Below are 15,920 nucleotides of genomic sequence, written 5' to 3'. Positions count from 1 at the left end.
CTCCCGAAGTCGTCATTCCGAACAAGGTTCGTTCAACCCATGCAAGCGTCCAATTCCCGTTCCCCTCGTCGCTGGCTCGTCGGCCTGCTGATCCTGCTGCTGGTGGCTGCACTGGCCTGGTGGCTTTGGCCTGCAGCAACGCCCGCGCACAAAGAAGCCAGCGGCGGCGGGCGCGGCGGCAAGGGCATGGGCATGATGGGTGGCCGGCCAGGCTTCGGCGGCTCCAGCGACCCGGTGCCGGTGCGCGTCGAACCGGTACGGGTGGGTGATTTTCCGCTGTACTACAAGGCCCTGGGCACCGTCACTGCGACCAACACAGTGAACGTCCGCAGCCGGGTGGCAGGCGAACTGGTGAAAATCCACTTCAAGGAAGGCCAGCAGGTCAAGGCCGGCGACCTGCTCGCCGAAATCGACCCGCGCTCGTACCGCATCGCCCTGCAGCAGGCCGAAGGCACCCTGGCGCAGAACCAGGCACAGTTGAAGAACGCCCAGGTCGACCTGGCCCGCTATAAAGGCCTGTACGCCGAAGACAGTATCGCCAAGCAAACCCTCGACACCGCCGAAGCACAAGTGGCGCAGTTCCAGGGGCTGGTCAAGACCAATCAGGCACAGGTCAACGATGCTCGCCTGAACCTCGACTTCACTCAAATTCGTTCGCCAATCAACGGCCGTGTAGGCCTGCGTCAACTCGACCTGGGCAACCTGGTGGCGGCCAACGACGCCACCGCACTGGTGGTGATCACCCAGACCGAGCCGATCAGCGTCGCCTTCACCCTGCCGGAAACCGAGCTGAGCACCGTGCTGGAGCGCTACCGCAGTGGCGCGAGCCTGCCGGTCGAGGCCTGGGACCGCAGTGACAGCAAGCTGCAGTCCACAGGTGTGCTGGGCAGCATCGACAACCAGATCGACACCACCACCGGCACCCTGAAGTTCAAGGGCCGCTTCGAGAACAAGGACCTGGCCCTGTTCCCCAACCAGTTCGTCAACGTGCGCCTGCTGGCCGACACACTCAAGCAGGTGGTCATGGCCCCGGCTGCGGCCATCCAGTTTGGCAACGACGGCACCTTTGCCTATGTGGTCAACGCCGAAAGCACCGTGAACGTGCGCAAGCTCAAGGTTGGCGCCAGCGACGGCGAGAACAGCGTCATTCTCGAAGGCCTCAAGGCGGGCGACCGCCTGGTGCTTGAAGGCACTGACCGCCTGCGCGAAGGCACCAAGGTGGAAGTGGTAGAAGACAGCTCGCAGGTGCCGACCACGCCCGGCCAGCACCTGCAAGGCCAGGAAGCCAAGGGCTCGGCGCACACAGGTGAAGCACAGCCCGGTAACGCAGCAGGCAAGGCGGGCGCATGAACCTCTCGCGTCTGTTCATCCTGCGGCCGGTCGCCACCACGCTGAGCATGCTGGCCATTGTCCTGGCCGGCCTGATCGCCTACAAGCTGCTGCCGGTGTCCGCATTGCCGCAGGTGGACTACCCGACCATCCGCGTGATGACCCTGTACCCTGGCGCCAGCCCGCAGGTCATGACCAGCGCCGTCACCGCGCCACTGGAGCGCCAGTTCGGCCAGATGCCGGGCCTGGAGCAGATGGCCTCGACCAGCTCCGGTGGCGCGTCGGTGCTGACCCTGCGCTTCAACCTCGACATGAACATGGACGTTGCCGAGCAACAGGTGCAGGCCGCGATCAACGCCGCCAGCAACCTGCTGCCCAGCGACTTGCCGGCACCGCCGGTGTACAACAAGGTCAACCCGGCCGACACCCCGGTGCTGACCTTGGCCATCTCCAGCAAGACCATGCCGCTGCCCAAGCTCAACGACCTGGTCGATACCCGCGTGGCGCAAAAGCTCGCGCAGATCAGCGGCGTGGGCATGGTCAGCATTGCCGGCGGCCAGCGCCAGGCGGTGCGGATCAAGGTCAACGTCGACGCTCTGGCGGCCAACGGCCTGAACCTGGACGACGTGCGTACTCTGATCGGCGCTTCCAACGTCAACCAGCCCAAAGGCAACTTCGACGGCCCGACACGGGTGTCGATGCTCGATGCCAACGACCAACTGCGTTCCCCCGAGGAATACGCCAACCTGATTCTGGCCTACAACAATGGCGCTCCGCTGCGCCTGAAAGACGTAGCCGAAATCGTCGACGGCGCCGAAAACGAACGCCTGGCCGCCTGGGCCAACGAAAACCACGCGGTGCTGCTGAACATCCAGCGTCAGCCGGGCGCCAACGTGATCGAAGTGGTCGACCGCATCAAGGACCTGCTGCCGTCGATCACCGACAACCTGCCGGCTGGCCTCGATGTCTCGGTGCTGACCGACCGCACCCAGACCATCCGCGCCGCGGTCAAGGACGTGCAACACGAACTGCTGATCGCCATCGTGCTGGTGGTGATGGTCACCTTCGTCTTCCTGCGCCGCTTCAGCGCCACCCTCATTCCATCGATTGCCGTGCCACTGTCGCTGATCGGCACCTTCGGGGTGATGTACCTGGCCGGTTTCTCGGTCAACAACCTGACGCTGATGGCCCTGACCATTGCCACAGGCTTCGTGGTCGATGATGCCATCGTCATGCTGGAGAACATCTCCCGACACATCGAAGAGGGCGAGACCCCCATGCAGGCGGCGCTCAAGGGCGCCCGGCAGATCGGCTTCACCCTGATTTCGCTGACCTTCTCGCTGATCGCCGTACTGATCCCGCTGCTGTTCATGGCTGACGTGGTCGGCCGCTTGTTCCGCGAGTTCGCCATCACCCTGGCGGTGGCCATCCTGATTTCCCTGGTGGTGTCGCTGACCCTGACGCCGATGATGTGCGCGCGCCTGCTCAAGCGTGAGCCCAAGGAAGAGGAACAAAGCCGTTTCTACCGCGCCAGCGGTGCCTGGATCGACTGGCTGATCAAGCACTACGGCAGTGCCCTGCAGTGGGTGCTGAAGCACCAACCGCTGACCCTGCTGGTGGCAGTGGCCAGCCTGGCGCTGACGGTATTCTTGTACATGGTGGTGCCCAAAGGCTTCTTCCCGGTGCAGGACACCGGGGTGATCCAGGGTATCTCCGAAGCGCCGCAGTCCACCTCGTTCGCCGCCATGAGCGAGCGCCAGCAGGCGCTGAGCAAGGTGATCCTGCAAGACCCTGCGGTGCAAAGCCTGTCGTCCTACATCGGTGTCGACGGCGACAACGCCACGCTCAACAGCGGCCGCCTGCTGATCAACCTCAAGCCCCACGGCGAGCGCGATGTCACCGCCAGCCAAGTGATCAGCCGCCTGCAGCCGCAAGTCGACCGGCTGGTGGGCATCCGTCTGTTCATGCAGCCGGTACAGGACCTGAGCATCGAGGACCGGGTCAGCCGTACCCAGTACCAGTTCAGTCTGTCGTCGCCGGACGCCGACCTGCTGGCGCAGTGGAGCGGCAAGCTGGTGCAGGCGCTGCAGCAGCGCCCGGAACTGGCCGACGTGGCCAGCGATCTGCAGGACAAGGGCCTGCAGGTGTACCTGGTGATCGACCGTGACATGGCCAGCCGCCTGGGCATTACCGTGTCACAAATCACCAACGCCCTGTACGACGCCTTCGGCCAGCGGCAGATCTCCACCATCTACACCCAGGCCAGCCAGTACCGCGTGGTGCTGCAGTCGCAGGATGCCGCCGTGATTGGCCCGCAGGCGCTGGAGTCAATCCACGTCAAGGCCACCGATGGCGGCCAGGTGCGCCTGTCGGCGCTGGCGCGCATCGAGCAGCGTCAGGCGCAGTTGGCCATTTCCCACATCGGCCAGTTCCCGGCAGTGACCCTGTCGTTCAACCTGGGCCACGGTGCATCGCTGGGCGAGGCGGTGCAGGTGATCGAGCAGGTGCAGAAGGACATCGGCATGCCGCTGGGCGTGCAAACCCGCTTCCAGGGCGCGGCCGAGGCTTTCCAGGCATCGCTGTCGAGTACCTTGCTGCTGATTCTGGCAGCGGTGGTGACCATGTACATCGTGCTGGGCGTGCTGTACGAGAGCTACATCCACCCGGTGACCATCCTCTCGACCTTGCCATCGGCAGCGGTGGGGGCCTTGCTGGCCTTGCTCATCAGCGGCAACGACCTGGGCATGATTGCCATCATCGGCATCATCCTGCTGATCGGCATCGTCAAGAAGAACGCGATCATGATGATCGACTTCGCCCTGGAGGCTGAGCGCCACCAGGGCATGAGCCCGCGCGATGCCATCTACCAGGCGGCGCTGCTGCGCTTCCGGCCGATCCTGATGACCACCCTGGCCGCGCTGTTCGGTGCGGTGCCGCTGATGCTCGCCACCGGTTCCGGTGCCGAACTGCGCCAGCCGCTGGGCCTGGTGATGGTCGGCGGGCTGCTGGTCAGCCAGGTGCTGACGCTGTTCACCACCCCGGTCATCTACCTGTACTTCGACCGCCTGGCCCGCCGCTGGCGCCCGGCCACTGACGTGAAGCAGGCCGAGGCATGAACCTGTCCGGTCCGTTCATCCGTCGCCCGGTGGCGACCATGCTGTTGAGCCTGGCGATCATGCTGCTGGGTGGGGTCAGCTTTGGCTTGCTGCCGGTGGCGCCGCTGCCGCAAATGGACTTCCCGGTAATCGTGGTGTCGGCCAACCTGTCCGGCGCCAGTCCCGAGGTCATGGCCTCCACCGTGGCCACGCCGCTGGAGCGCAAGCTGGGGAGTATCGCTGGCGTCACCACACTCACCAGCAGCTCCAACCAAGGCTCCACCCGGGTGGTGATCGGCTTCGAGATGGGCCGCGACATCGACGGCGCGGCACGTGAGGTGCAGGCAGCGATCAACGCCACCCGCAACCTGCTGCCCAGCGGCATGCGCAGCATGCCCACCTACAAGAAGATCAACCCGTCACAAGCGCCGATCATGGTGCTGTCGCTGACCTCGGATGTGCTGCAGAAGGGCCAGCTGTACGACCTGGCCGACACCATCCTGTCGCAGAGCCTGGCCCAGGTGTCGGGGGTAGGGGAGGTGCAGATCGGTGGCAGTTCGTTGCCGGCCGTGCGCATTGCCGTCGAGCCGCAATTGCTCAACCAGTACAACCTGTCGCTGGACGAGGTGCGCACGGCGGTGTCCAACGCCAACCAGCGCCGGCCCATGGGCTTTGTCGAGGACGCCGAACGCAACTGGCAGGTGCGCGCCAACGACCAGCTGGAAAGCGCCAAGGACTACGAGCCGGTGGTGATCCGACAGCAGAACGGCACCATCCTGCGGCTGTCCGACGTAGCGACCATCACCGACGGCGTCGAGAACCGCTACAACAGTGGCTTCTTCAATGACCAGGCAGCGGTGCTGTTGGTGGTCAACCGTCAGACCGGCGCCAACATCATCGAAACGGTCGACCAGATCAAGGCGCAGTTGCCGGCCTTGCAGTCGTTGCTGCCCGCCAGCGTGCAACTGAACGTGGCCATGGATCGCTCGCCTGTGATCAAGGCCACGCTGAAAGAGGCCGAGCACACTTTGCTGATCGCCGTGGTGCTGGTGATCCTGGTGGTCTACCTGTTCCTCGGCAGCCTGCGCGCCTCGCTGATCCCCAGCCTGGCGGTGCCGGTATCGCTGGTGGGCACGTTCGCGGTCATGTACCTGTGCGGCTTCTCGCTCAATAACCTGTCGCTGATGGCGCTGATCCTCGCCACCGGGCTGGTTGTGGACGACGCCATCGTGGTGCTGGAGAACATTTCCAGGCACATCGAGGACGGCCAGCCGCCGATGAAGGCGGCCTTCCTGGGCGCCAAGGAAGTGGGCTTCACCTTGCTGTCGATGAACGTGTCATTGGTGGCGGTGTTTGTCTCCATCCTGTTCATGGGGGGCATTGTGCGCAACCTGTTCCAGGAGTTTTCCATTACCCTGGCGGCGGCGATCATCGTCTCGCTGGTGGTGTCGTTGACCCTCACACCGATGCTTTGCGCTCGTTGGCTCAAGCCGCACCAGGCCGAGCAGACCCGCCTGCAGCGGTGGAGCGACAAGCTGCATCAACGCATGGTCAATGCCTATGACCGCAGCCTGGGCTGGGCCATTCGCCACAAGCGCCTGACCCTGCTTAGCCTGCTGGCCACCATCGGCATCAACATCGCCCTGTACGTGGTCGTGCCCAAGACGCTGATGCCGCAGCAGGACACCGGCCAACTGATGGGCTTTATCCGCGGCGACGATGGTCTGTCGTTCAGCGTGATGCAGCCGAAGATGGAAATCTACCGTCGCGCCTTGCTTGCCGACCCGGCCGTGCAGAGCGTTGCCGGTTTCATCGGTGGCAACAGCGGCACCAACAACGCCATGGTGCTGGTGCGCCTGAAACCGATCAGCGAGCGCAAGATCGATGCGCAGAAGGTGATCGAGCGCCTGCGCAAGGAAATGCCCAAAGTGCCCGGCGGGCGTCTGTTCCTGATGGCCGACCAGGACTTGCAACTGGGGGGCGGGGGGCGTGATCAGACCTCGTCGCAGTACCTGTATACCCTGCAAAGCGGTGACCTGGCGGCATTGCGCCAGTGGTTCCCCAAGGTGGTCGCGGCGCTGCGTGCGCTACCGGAACTGACCGCCATCGACGCCCGCGATGGTGCCGGTACCCAACAGGTGACGCTGGTGGTCGACCGTGACCAGGCCAAGCGCCTGGGCATCGACATGGACATGGTCACCACGGTACTGAACAACGCTTACAGCCAGCGGCAGATCTCCACTATCTACGACAGCCTCAACCAGTACCAGGTGGTGCTGGAGATCAACCCGAAATACGCCTGGGACCCAAGCACCCTCGAACAAGTACAGGTGATTACCGCCGACGGTGCTCGCGTGCCGTTGTCGACCATCGCCCGCTACGAAAACAGCCTGGCCAACGACCGGGTCAGCCACGAAGGCCAGTTCGCCTCGGAAGACATCGCCTTCGACGTCGCCGAGGGCTACAGCCCCGACCAGGCCATGGCGGCGCTGGAGCGCGCGGTGGCCAAGCTGGGCTTGCCCGAGGAGGTGATTGCCAAGCTCGGCGGCACTGCCGATGCCTTTGCCAAGACCCAACAGGGGCAGCCCTTCATGATCCTTGGCGCACTGCTGCTGGTGTACCTGGTGCTGGGCATTCTTTATGAGAGCTACATCCACCCGCTGACCATTCTCTCGACACTGCCTTCGGCCGGCGTCGGGGCCTTGCTGGCGTTGTACGTCACCGGCGGCGAGTTCAGCCTGATCTCGCTGCTGGGGCTGTTCCTGCTGATTGGCGTGGTGAAGAAGAACGCCATTCTGATGATCGACCTGGCTTTGCAACTGGAGCGCCACCAGGGCCTGTCGCCGGAAGAGTCGATCCGCCGGGCCTGCCTGCTGCGCCTGCGGCCGATCCTGATGACCACCCTGGCAGCCATCCTCGGCGCCTTGCCGTTGCTGTTGAGCCACGCCGAAGGCGCAGAAATGCGCCAGCCGCTGGGCCTGACCATCATCGGCGGCCTGGTGTTCAGCCAGATTCTCACTCTTTATACAACGCCGGTTGTCTACCTGTACCTGGACCGCCTGCGCCACCGTTTCAACCGTTGGCGCGGCGTGCGCACCGACGCCGCCCTGGAAACCCCGCTATGACTTTTGCCCAGACCCCACTTCACCGCGCCCTGCAAGCGCTGACCCGTGGGCGTGGCTCGCGCCTGCTCGGCGCCGGGCTGTGCGTGGCCTTGCTCAGTGCCTGCACACTGAGCCCGGACTACCACCGCCCCGAGCTGAACAGCTCGGCGGCGCAGTTCAAGCACGCCGAAGGCTGGACCCAGGCCTCGCCGTCCGATGCCATCGCCCGCGGCGCCTGGTGGGAAATCTACGGCGATGCCGGGCTCAATGCGCTGGTCGAGGAGCTTAACCGCAGCAACCAGACCGTGGCGCAATCAGAGGCCCAGTACCGTCAGGCCCAGGCGCTGGTGCGCAGCAGCCGTGCGGCGCTGTTCCCCAGCCTGGACCTGAGCGCCAGCAAAAACCGCTCGGCGCAGGGTACCGGCAGCTCCAGTTCGAGCCTTTCCAACAACAGCAGTGGCATTCGCAACACCTACAACGCGCAGTTGGGCGTGAGCTGGGAAATCGACCTGTGGGGCAAGCTGCGGGAAACCATGAATGCCAACGAGGCCAGTGCCGAAGCCAGCTTCGCCGACCTCGCTTCGATCCGCCTGAGCCAGCAATCGGAGCTGGTGCAGAATTACCTGCAATTGCGCGTTATAGACGAGCAGAAACGCTTGCTGGAAGCCACCGTGGCGGCCTACGAGCGCTCGCTGCGCATGAACGAGAACCAGTACCGTGCCGGTGTCGCTGGCCCTGATGCCGTGGCCCAGGCCCGCACCCAGCTCAAAAGCACCCAGGCCGACCTGATCGACCTGATCTGGCAGCGCGCGCAGTTCGAGAACGCCATTGCCGTGCTGCTGGGCAAGGCCCCCGCCGACTTTGCCCTGGCCGACAGCAAGGCGATTCCGGCACTGCCGCAAATACCGGTTTCGCTGCCTTCGCAACTGCTGGAGCGGCGCCCGGACATCGCGGCGGCCGAACGTAATGTGATGGCGGCCAACGCCAACATTGGCGTGTCGCGGGCAGCGTACTTCCCGGACCTCAGCCTGAGCATGAGTGGCGGTTATTCCAGCAGCAGCTTCAGCAACTGGATCGAGCTGCCCAACCGCTATTGGTCGGTAGGCCCGCAGTTGGCGCTGACTCTGTTCGACGCTGGCAAACGCAGCGCCGAGGTCGACCGCACGGTGGCAGTGTATGACCAGACCGTTGCGCAGTATCGCCAGACGGTGCTGGACGGCTTCAAGGAAGTGGAAAACCTGCTGGTGCAGTTGAAGGTGTATGGCGATGAAGCCGTGGTGCGCCAGGAAGCGCTGGATGCCGCCCGCGAGTCGCTGCGCCTGACCGAGAACCAGTACCGCGCCGGGCTGATCGGCTACCTGGATGTGGTCAACGTGCAGACCACGGCGCTGAGCAACGAGCGCAGTGTGTTGAACCTGCTGCAAGGGCGCCTGGTGGCCAGCGTGCAACTGGTGGCCGCGCTGGGGGGCGGCTGGGATGCCGAGCAAGCCTTTGCCGAGCAGGACTGAAGCAATCGCACGCGTTTGTGGGCGCGGCCTTGTGTCGCGAAAGGGCCGCAAAGCGGCCCCAGATTATTCGCGTAACCATTAATATTGCTGGGGCTGCTTCGCAGCCCTTTCGCGACACAAGGCCGCTTCCACAAGGTACAGCGCATAGTTGTATCATCCAGGTATTGGATCCATTCCCATTCGCAAAAACCCCGTGCGTTTCGCTTAAGCTTGAGTACAATCGTCAGCTTTTGCCGGGCACCCTGTCCCGTCGCTGGAATTCCCCAATGTTGACCGGTAGCTACTCCTCTTCGCTGGTGTTGATTTCGCTGTGCGTGGCGATCCTGGCGTCCTATACCGCCCTCGATCTGACCGGCCGTATCGCCACGGCCAAGGGCCGAGCTGCCTACCTGTGGATGGGCGGCGGTGCGCTGGCCATGGGCATCGGCGTGTGGTCGATGCACTTCATTGGGATGCTAGCCTTCAGCTTGCCCATCGACCTGGGTTACGACCTTGCCCTGACCGCGTTCTCGCTGTTGATTGCCGTGCTGTCCTCGGGCTTTGCCTTGTGGTTGGTCAGCCAGCCGAGCCTGCCGGCGCTGCAACTGGGGCTTGGCGCGTTGATCATGGGCGCTGGCATCGCCTGCATGCATTACACCGGTATGGCCGCGCTGCGCATGCTGCCGGGTATCGATTACGACCCGACGTTGTTCGGCGCCTCGTTGCTGATTGCCGTGGGCGCCTCGGCGGCGGCGTTGTGGATCGCCTTCCGCCTGCGCAGGCACACCCCCTATGTGCGGCAGATTCGAGGCCTGGCGGCGGTGGTCATGGGCTTTGCCATCGTCGGCATGCATTACACCGGCATGGCGGCGGCGAGTTTCCCCGAGGGCAGCTTCTGTGGTGCGCTGGGCGGCGGGCTGCAGGGTGAGGGCCTGGTCTACCTGGTACTGATCACCACCCTGGCGGTACTGGCTGTGGCTTTGTTGACCTCGGTGTTGGACGCACGCCTCGAAGCGCGTACGGCCGAGCTGGCCCGTTCGCTGACCTTGGCCAACCAAGAGCTCACCCAACTGGCCCTGCACGACACCCTCACCGATCTGCCCAACCGTACCTTGCTGGCCGACCGTATCGAGCAGGCCATCGCCAAGGTAGCGGAGCAGGGCGGTTGTTTTGCCCTGATGTTCATCGACCTGGACGGCTTCAAACCGGTCAACGATGCCTTTGGCCATCACATCGGCGACCTGCTGCTCAAGGCCGTGGCGGCGCGCCTGCGTGGCCACCTGCACAGCCAGGACACCCTGGCGCGAATTGGCGGTGACGAGTTCGTGCTGTTGGTGGAACTGCAGGAGCCGAATGATGCCATGGACGTGGCGGTCAAGCAGGTCAACCTGGTGTCACGGCCATTTCGCGTGGCCGAGCACGACCTGCAACTGTCGGCCAGCCTGGGCATCGTCCTGTACCCAGGCAACGGCCAGGACCAGCATGAGTTGCTGCGCAATGCCGACGCGGCCATGTACCACGCCAAGAGCGCCGGCAAGAACGGCTACAGCTTCTTCGATGTGTCGATGAACAGCAACGCCCGCCAGCAACTGCAGTTGCTGCAGGACTTGCGCCAGGCACTGGAACAGCGCCAGTTCCGCCTGCATTACCAGCCCAAGTTCGACGCCCAAGCCTGCCAGCCGATCGGCGCCGAGGCGTTGTTGCGCTGGGAGCACCCGCAGCATGGCCTGCTGCTGCCCGACCGTTTCATCGGCCTGGCGGAAAAGACCGGCCTGATCATTCCTATTGGTGAGTGGGTGTTGATAGAGGCCTGCCGGCAGATGCGCCAGTGGCTGGACCAGGGCCACAACGGCTGGCGCATGGCGGTGAACCTGTCGGCCATCCAGTTCTGCCACGCCGGGCTGGTAGAGAGCGTGGCACGCGCCCTGGAGCAGAATGGCCTGCCCGCCAACTGCCTGACCCTGGAAATCACCGAAACCACCGCCATGCACGACGCCGACGCCAGCCTGACCGTGTTGCAGCGCCTGTCCGACATGGGTGTGGACCTGTCCATCGATGACTTTGGCACCGGCTATTCCAGCCTGATGTACCTCAAGCGCCTGCCAGCCAACGAGCTGAAGATCGACCGCGGCTTCGTGCGCGACCTGGAGCAGGACAGTGACGATGCCGCGATCGTTTCGGCCATTGTCGCACTGGGCCAGGCGTTGGGCCTGCGTATCGTTGCCGAGGGGGTGGAGACCGACATGCAGCAGGACTTCCTGACCCGCTTGGGTTGCGATTCGCTGCAGGGTTACCTGCTGGGCCAGCCGGTGCCGGCCGAGCAGTTCATGGGCAAGTTGCGGGCGATGGGCGAGGAAAGTAACGCTGCGGGCTAGACCGCAGCGCGCAAGGTAACCGCGGGTATGAAGGCATCCATCTCCGCCTCGACGGCCTCGATGATGCGTTCTACATCGGCGGCAGCCATGATCGCCGCACAAGGGATGCCGGCAATTGCCAGCAGGGTTTCACCGCTGGCGCGGTCAAACAACCGCGCGACCATGCTGCGTGGCGCATCCATGCTGGCCTCGAAGCCCAGCGGGTGGAAATGCCAGCGCATCACCTGGCAGGCGTTGGGGAACGTCATCTTGTTCATGCCAGCCTCCTTGTCCATGCCTGGACGTGGTGAGCGGGTGGCCACTTCGATGCAGCCGCCGGGAAGGTAAACATAGCACCTGTCACGGGCGATTCTCGGCTGCAAATACGACAAATGCGCTAATGCATGACAGCGATCACATCCTTGTCGTGGGTTAGGATTGTTCGGTGACTGCGTGGCAAACGTTTTCCTGGCAGTGTGGCGGCCGGTTTTCCCGTTGAGTTGCATTGATTTCGCCACCGTTCAGCATCCAGGTTTCAGACGAGCGGTTCAACCCAGCAGCCCGGCGGCGATATTGATGGTGAACCCCAAAATGGCCGTATTGAACACGAACCCCACCAATGAATGCGCCAGCACCACCCGGCGTAATCCTCGCCCTGCGACGCCCACGTCAGACGTTTGCACCGCGACGCTGATGGTGAACGAGAAGTAATGAAAGTCCCAGTAATCCGGGTTGCGTTCGCCATCAGCGAAGCGCAGAGGCGGTTCGTGGTTTTGCCCGGTGTAGAACAGCCGCGCGTAGTGCAGGCTGAAGATGCAGCCGATCAGCAGCCAGGAACCGGCTACGGTCAGGCCGGTGTAAAGGTAGTGCAGGGCCAGCGGTGTGCCTTGCAGGCCGCGGCTGGAAACCAGTTGCAGGGTGACCGCGGCAAGGCTGGCGATGGCGGCGATGCACACGGTCAGCAGGACTATGCCCGCGTTTTCGTCTTCGACACGGGCGACCTTGCGGACTTTATCGGGGCCTGCGTTCCAGCTCAGGTACAGCACCAGCAGCAGGTACAGCCATACGCCTAGGTTCCAGCCGGCGAGGATGTGCTGCACGGTATCGCCAGCTGGGATCAACCAGGCGCCAACAAGGCCAACTGCTGCGGCGAGGCTCAGGCGAGGGTGTGTGCGGGTCAGGCGGTGGAAAGCCATGGGGCCTCTTTTACAAGGGTATGGCTTGTACTCTAGACCAAGACACCAGCACAAAGCTGCAGCACAGGCTGAACCGCCTGTTCTTTGCTGCCGCCCATCGCACACCCTTGCAACTCTCAGTACACTGCACGCTCCAACACCAACATCTGTTGAACTCGAGGTTTTTGCATGACGCTCAGTCCTTTGGCAGGCAAGCCGGCTCCGGCCAGCGTGCTGGTCGATATTCCCCGACTGCTCACCGCCTACTACACCGGCCGCCCCGACGCCGCCGTGGCGGCCCAGCGCGTGGCCTTCGGCACCTCGGGGCACCGGGGCACTTCGCTTGAATTGAGTTTCAACGAATACCACGTCCTGGCCATCACCCAGGCCATCTGCCTGTACCGCCAGGAAAAGGGCATCGACGGCCCGCTGTTCATCGGCGCCGACACCCACGCCCTGTCGGCACCGGCCACCGCCAGCGCCCTGGAAGTGCTCGCAGCCAACGGCGTGCAGGTGATGCTATCGAAGGATGACGAGTACACGCCCACGCCGGCCGTGTCCCACGCCATCCTTTGCTACAACCGTGGCCGCCAGCAGGGGCTGGCCGACGGCATCGTCATCACCCCGTCGCACAACCCGCCGCAAAGCGGTGGCTTCAAATACAACCCGCCCAATGGCGGCCCGGCCGACAGTGATGTGACCAAGTGGGTCGAGGCCAAGGCCAACGAACTGCTGGCGGCGAACCTGGCGGGCGTCAAGCGCATGGACCATGGCCAGGCGCTGCAGGCCCCGACCACCCAGCGCCACGACTACGTGAGCAACTATGTAGCCGACCTGGAAAACGTCATCGACTTCGACGTTATCCGTGGTGCCAAGCTGCGCCTGGGCGTCGACCCGCTGGGTGGGGCAGGGGTGCGCTACTGGTCGGCCATTGCCGAGCACTATCAGCTGGACCTGGAAGTGGTGAACACCGAGGTCGACCCGACCTTCCGTTTCATGACCGTCGACTGGGACGGCCAGATCCGCATGGACCCTTCGTCGCCATACGCCATGCAGGGCCTGATCGGCCTTCGTGAGCGCTTCGACGTAGCGTTCGCCTGCGACCCGGACCACGACCGCCACGGCATCGTCACCGCCGATGGCCTGCTGCAACCGAACAACTACCTGGCCGTGGCCATCGACTACCTGTATCGCCACCGCCCGCAATGGCGCAGCGACGCCGCCGTGGGCAAGACCGTGGTCTCCAGCGGCCTGATCGACCGTGTAACCGAGCGCCTGGGTCGCGAGCTGTATGAAGTGCCGGTGGGCTTCAAGTACTTCGCCCAGGGCCTGTTCGACGGTTCGCTCGGTTTTGGTGGTGAAGAAAGTGCAGGGGCTTCGTTCCTGCGCCGCGATGGCTCGGTGTGGGCCACCGACAAGGACGGGTTGATCCCGGCCTTGCTCGCCGCCGAAATGACCGCCCGCACCGGGCGCAACCCAAGCCAGGCCTACGCCGACCTGACCGAAGCACTGGGCAAGCCGTTCGCCACCCGTGTCGAGGCCAAGGCTGACGCCCGGCAGAAGGCGCTGCTGAGCAAGCTGGCGCCGGAGCAGGTGAAATCGACCGAGCTGGCCGGTGAGCCGATCGTGCAGATCCTCAGCCACGCGCCAGGCAATGGTCAGGCCATTGGCGGGCTGAAGGTGATGACCGCCAATGGCTGGTTCGCCGCGCGCCCGTCGGGTACCGAAGACATCTACAAGATCTACGCCGAAAGCTTCATCGACGAGGCGCACCTGCAGCGCCTGGTGCAGGAAGCACAAGTGCTGGTGGATGCGGCAATTGCCTGACCGGTAACAAACCGCTTGGTTCTGTGGTGTGATGTAAATTAGAATTAATCTTATTTACACCGCCGCAGGGCCTTCCCGATGATAGACGCCGCGCCGCCAACCGAGCCAAGCCTGCCTGCCCTGTACCGGGAGCACCGCGGCTGGCTTGAAACCTGGTTACGTCGGCGTCTGGGCAATGCCTGGGATGCTGCCGACCTCAGCCAAGATACCTTTCTGAGGGTATTGGCCAGTGCCCAGCCACTGGCAGACATTCGCGAACCGCGCGCTTACCTGCTGACCGTGGGCAAGCGCCTGCTGAGCAACTTCCACCAGCGGCGCAGCCTGGAGCAAGCCTACCTTGATGCCCTGGCCAACCTGCCCGAGCAGCATGTGCCTTCGCCAGAACAGCGTTGGGTGTTGCTGGAAACCCTGCAAGCACTGGATGAGTTGCTCGACGGCCTGAAGGCGCCGGTGCGCAAGGCCTTTCTCTGGAGCCAGCTGGAAGGCCTGGGTTACGCCGAAATTGGCCAGCGCCTGGGTATTTGCGAACGCTCCGTCAAGCGCTACATGGCGCAGGCCTATGAACATTGCCTGCTGGCCGACTTGCAATGAGCCACAATCCTCCCCAAACGCGCGAAGCGCTGCGTGCAGCGGCCCGTTGGCTGGCGCTGCTGGATTCCGGCGATGCCAGTGAGACTGACTTGCGCCACTTGGCGCAATGGCGCGCCAGCAACAGCCTGCACGAAGACGCCTGGCAAAAGGCAGCATTGCTGCGTGCGCGGTTTTCCGGGTTGCCCGGGGCGTTGGCGATGGCCACCCTGGACCGCCCGGATGCCGGCCGCAGGGCGCTGCTCAAACAGGCCCTGGGCGTGGCGGCGCTGCTGCCGACGGCCTGGCTGGTGAGCCGCGAGCTGCCACTTGATGCCTGGACCGCTGACCTGCGCACCTCGGTAGGCGAGCGCCGTCAGGTACTGCTGAGCGACGGAACTTTCGTGCAGTTGAACACCGACAGTGCGGTCAATATCGACCTGGATGCACGCCGTGTGGCACTGCTGCGCGGCGAAGTGGCAGTCAAAGTCCCCGGTAACCTTTTCCTGAGCCTGCAGGTGCCTTACGGCCAGGTGCTGCTCAGTGAAGGCGATGTGTGCTTGCGTCTGGTCGATGAGGCCTGTCGGGTGTCGGTGGTCAATGGGATGGCCAGTCTGCAGCCGTTGCGTGGCCCAGCAGTGATGTTGCGGGCCGGGCAACAGGCCAGTTTGCAGGCCGCGGGTGTCGGCCCTGTCAACGGGTTCGACGCTTGGCCACTGGGCTGGCGCGAAGGCGTGCTGCGGTTGGATGATCGCCCATTGGGCGAGTTGCTGCACGAGCTGCGCAGGTATCGCCCCGGCGTGTTGCGTTGGGCACCTGCGCTTGAGGGCCTGCGTGTTACCGGCACATTCCGCCTTGACGATACCGACCGGGTGCTGGCCTTGCTGGCCGCCAGCCTGCCGTTGCAGGTGCATACCCGCACGCGTTATTGGGTGAGCCTGGCCGCACAAGAAAATCGTGCATGAGGCTGTCCCCTTTTTTT

At 64.1% G+C, this 15,920-nt stretch carries 10 protein-coding genes; 8 read left to right on the top strand and 2 right to left on the bottom strand.

Translation table 11 applies throughout. The features are described from left to right. The first annotated feature begins 39 nt into the window (after positions 1-39). From DM807_RS09820 to DM807_RS09800, 5 genes are all read left to right on the top strand, one after another. Positions 40-1,350: an MdtA/MuxA family multidrug efflux RND transporter periplasmic adaptor subunit gene (locus tag DM807_RS09820; RefSeq protein WP_012271976.1), complete on the top strand. Its 1,311-nt coding sequence runs from the start codon at positions 40-42 to the stop codon at positions 1,348-1,350. Next, positions 1,347-4,445 (top strand): MdtB/MuxB family multidrug efflux RND transporter permease subunit, encoded by a 3,099-nt coding sequence (locus DM807_RS09815; RefSeq protein ID WP_060514214.1) that lies wholly within the window; start codon positions 1,347-1,349, stop codon positions 4,443-4,445. The genes DM807_RS09820 and DM807_RS09815 overlap by 4 nt, the downstream gene beginning before the upstream one ends. After that, positions 4,442-7,549: an efflux RND transporter permease subunit gene (locus tag DM807_RS09810; RefSeq protein WP_012271978.1), complete on the top strand. Its 3,108-nt coding sequence runs from the start codon at positions 4,442-4,444 to the stop codon at positions 7,547-7,549. Before DM807_RS09815 ends, DM807_RS09810 begins: the two co-directional genes overlap by 4 nt. Further along, entirely contained in the window at positions 7,546-9,036 is a 1,491-nt protein-coding gene (locus DM807_RS09805; protein WP_012271979.1) for an efflux transporter outer membrane subunit, read from the top strand. The genes DM807_RS09810 and DM807_RS09805 overlap by 4 nt, the downstream gene beginning before the upstream one ends. 266 nt (positions 9,037-9,302) lie before the next feature. Beyond that, positions 9,303-11,390 (top strand): putative bifunctional diguanylate cyclase/phosphodiesterase, encoded by a 2,088-nt coding sequence (locus tag DM807_RS09800; protein WP_179027325.1) that lies wholly within the window; start codon positions 9,303-9,305, stop codon positions 11,388-11,390. Here the strand turns inward: DM807_RS09800 and DM807_RS09795 are convergent. Beyond that, entirely contained in the window at positions 11,387-11,647 is a 261-nt protein-coding gene (locus DM807_RS09795; protein ID WP_012271981.1) for a DUF1652 domain-containing protein, read from the bottom strand. The genes DM807_RS09800 and DM807_RS09795 overlap by 4 nt on opposite strands. A gap of 270 nt (positions 11,648-11,917) precedes the next feature. Next, a complete protein-coding gene (locus DM807_RS09790) occupies positions 11,918-12,565 on the bottom strand; it encodes a DUF1345 domain-containing protein (protein ID WP_012271982.1) in 648 nt (215 codons plus the stop codon). Positions 12,566-12,733: 168 nt separating this feature from the next. Here DM807_RS09790 and pgm point away from each other — a divergent pair, with 168 nt between their 5' ends. The 3 genes from pgm (at position 12,734) to DM807_RS09775 (ending at position 15,903) form a co-directional block, all read left to right on the top strand. Next, on the top strand, positions 12,734-14,371 hold the full coding sequence (pgm, locus tag DM807_RS09785) for a phosphoglucomutase (alpha-D-glucose-1,6-bisphosphate-dependent) (RefSeq protein ID WP_012271983.1): 1,638 nt from the start codon (positions 12,734-12,736) through the stop codon (positions 14,369-14,371). Between the two features lie 78 nt (positions 14,372-14,449). Further along, positions 14,450-14,962, top strand: coding sequence for a sigma-70 family RNA polymerase sigma factor (locus DM807_RS09780; protein ID WP_012271984.1), 513 nt, complete (start codon positions 14,450-14,452; stop codon positions 14,960-14,962). Continuing rightward, on the top strand, positions 14,959-15,903 hold the full coding sequence (locus tag DM807_RS09775) for a FecR domain-containing protein (RefSeq protein WP_060494243.1): 945 nt from the start codon (positions 14,959-14,961) through the stop codon (positions 15,901-15,903). The genes DM807_RS09780 and DM807_RS09775 overlap by 4 nt, the downstream gene beginning before the upstream one ends. Positions 15,904-15,920: the final 17 nt, after the last annotated feature.

Source organism: Pseudomonas hunanensis (assembly GCF_013393325.1).
Classification (GTDB): Bacteria; Pseudomonadota; Gammaproteobacteria; order Pseudomonadales; family Pseudomonadaceae; genus Aquipseudomonas; species Aquipseudomonas putida_P.
Note: the sequence above shows the minus strand (reverse complement) of the source record. Positions and strands in the feature narration are given on the sequence as shown.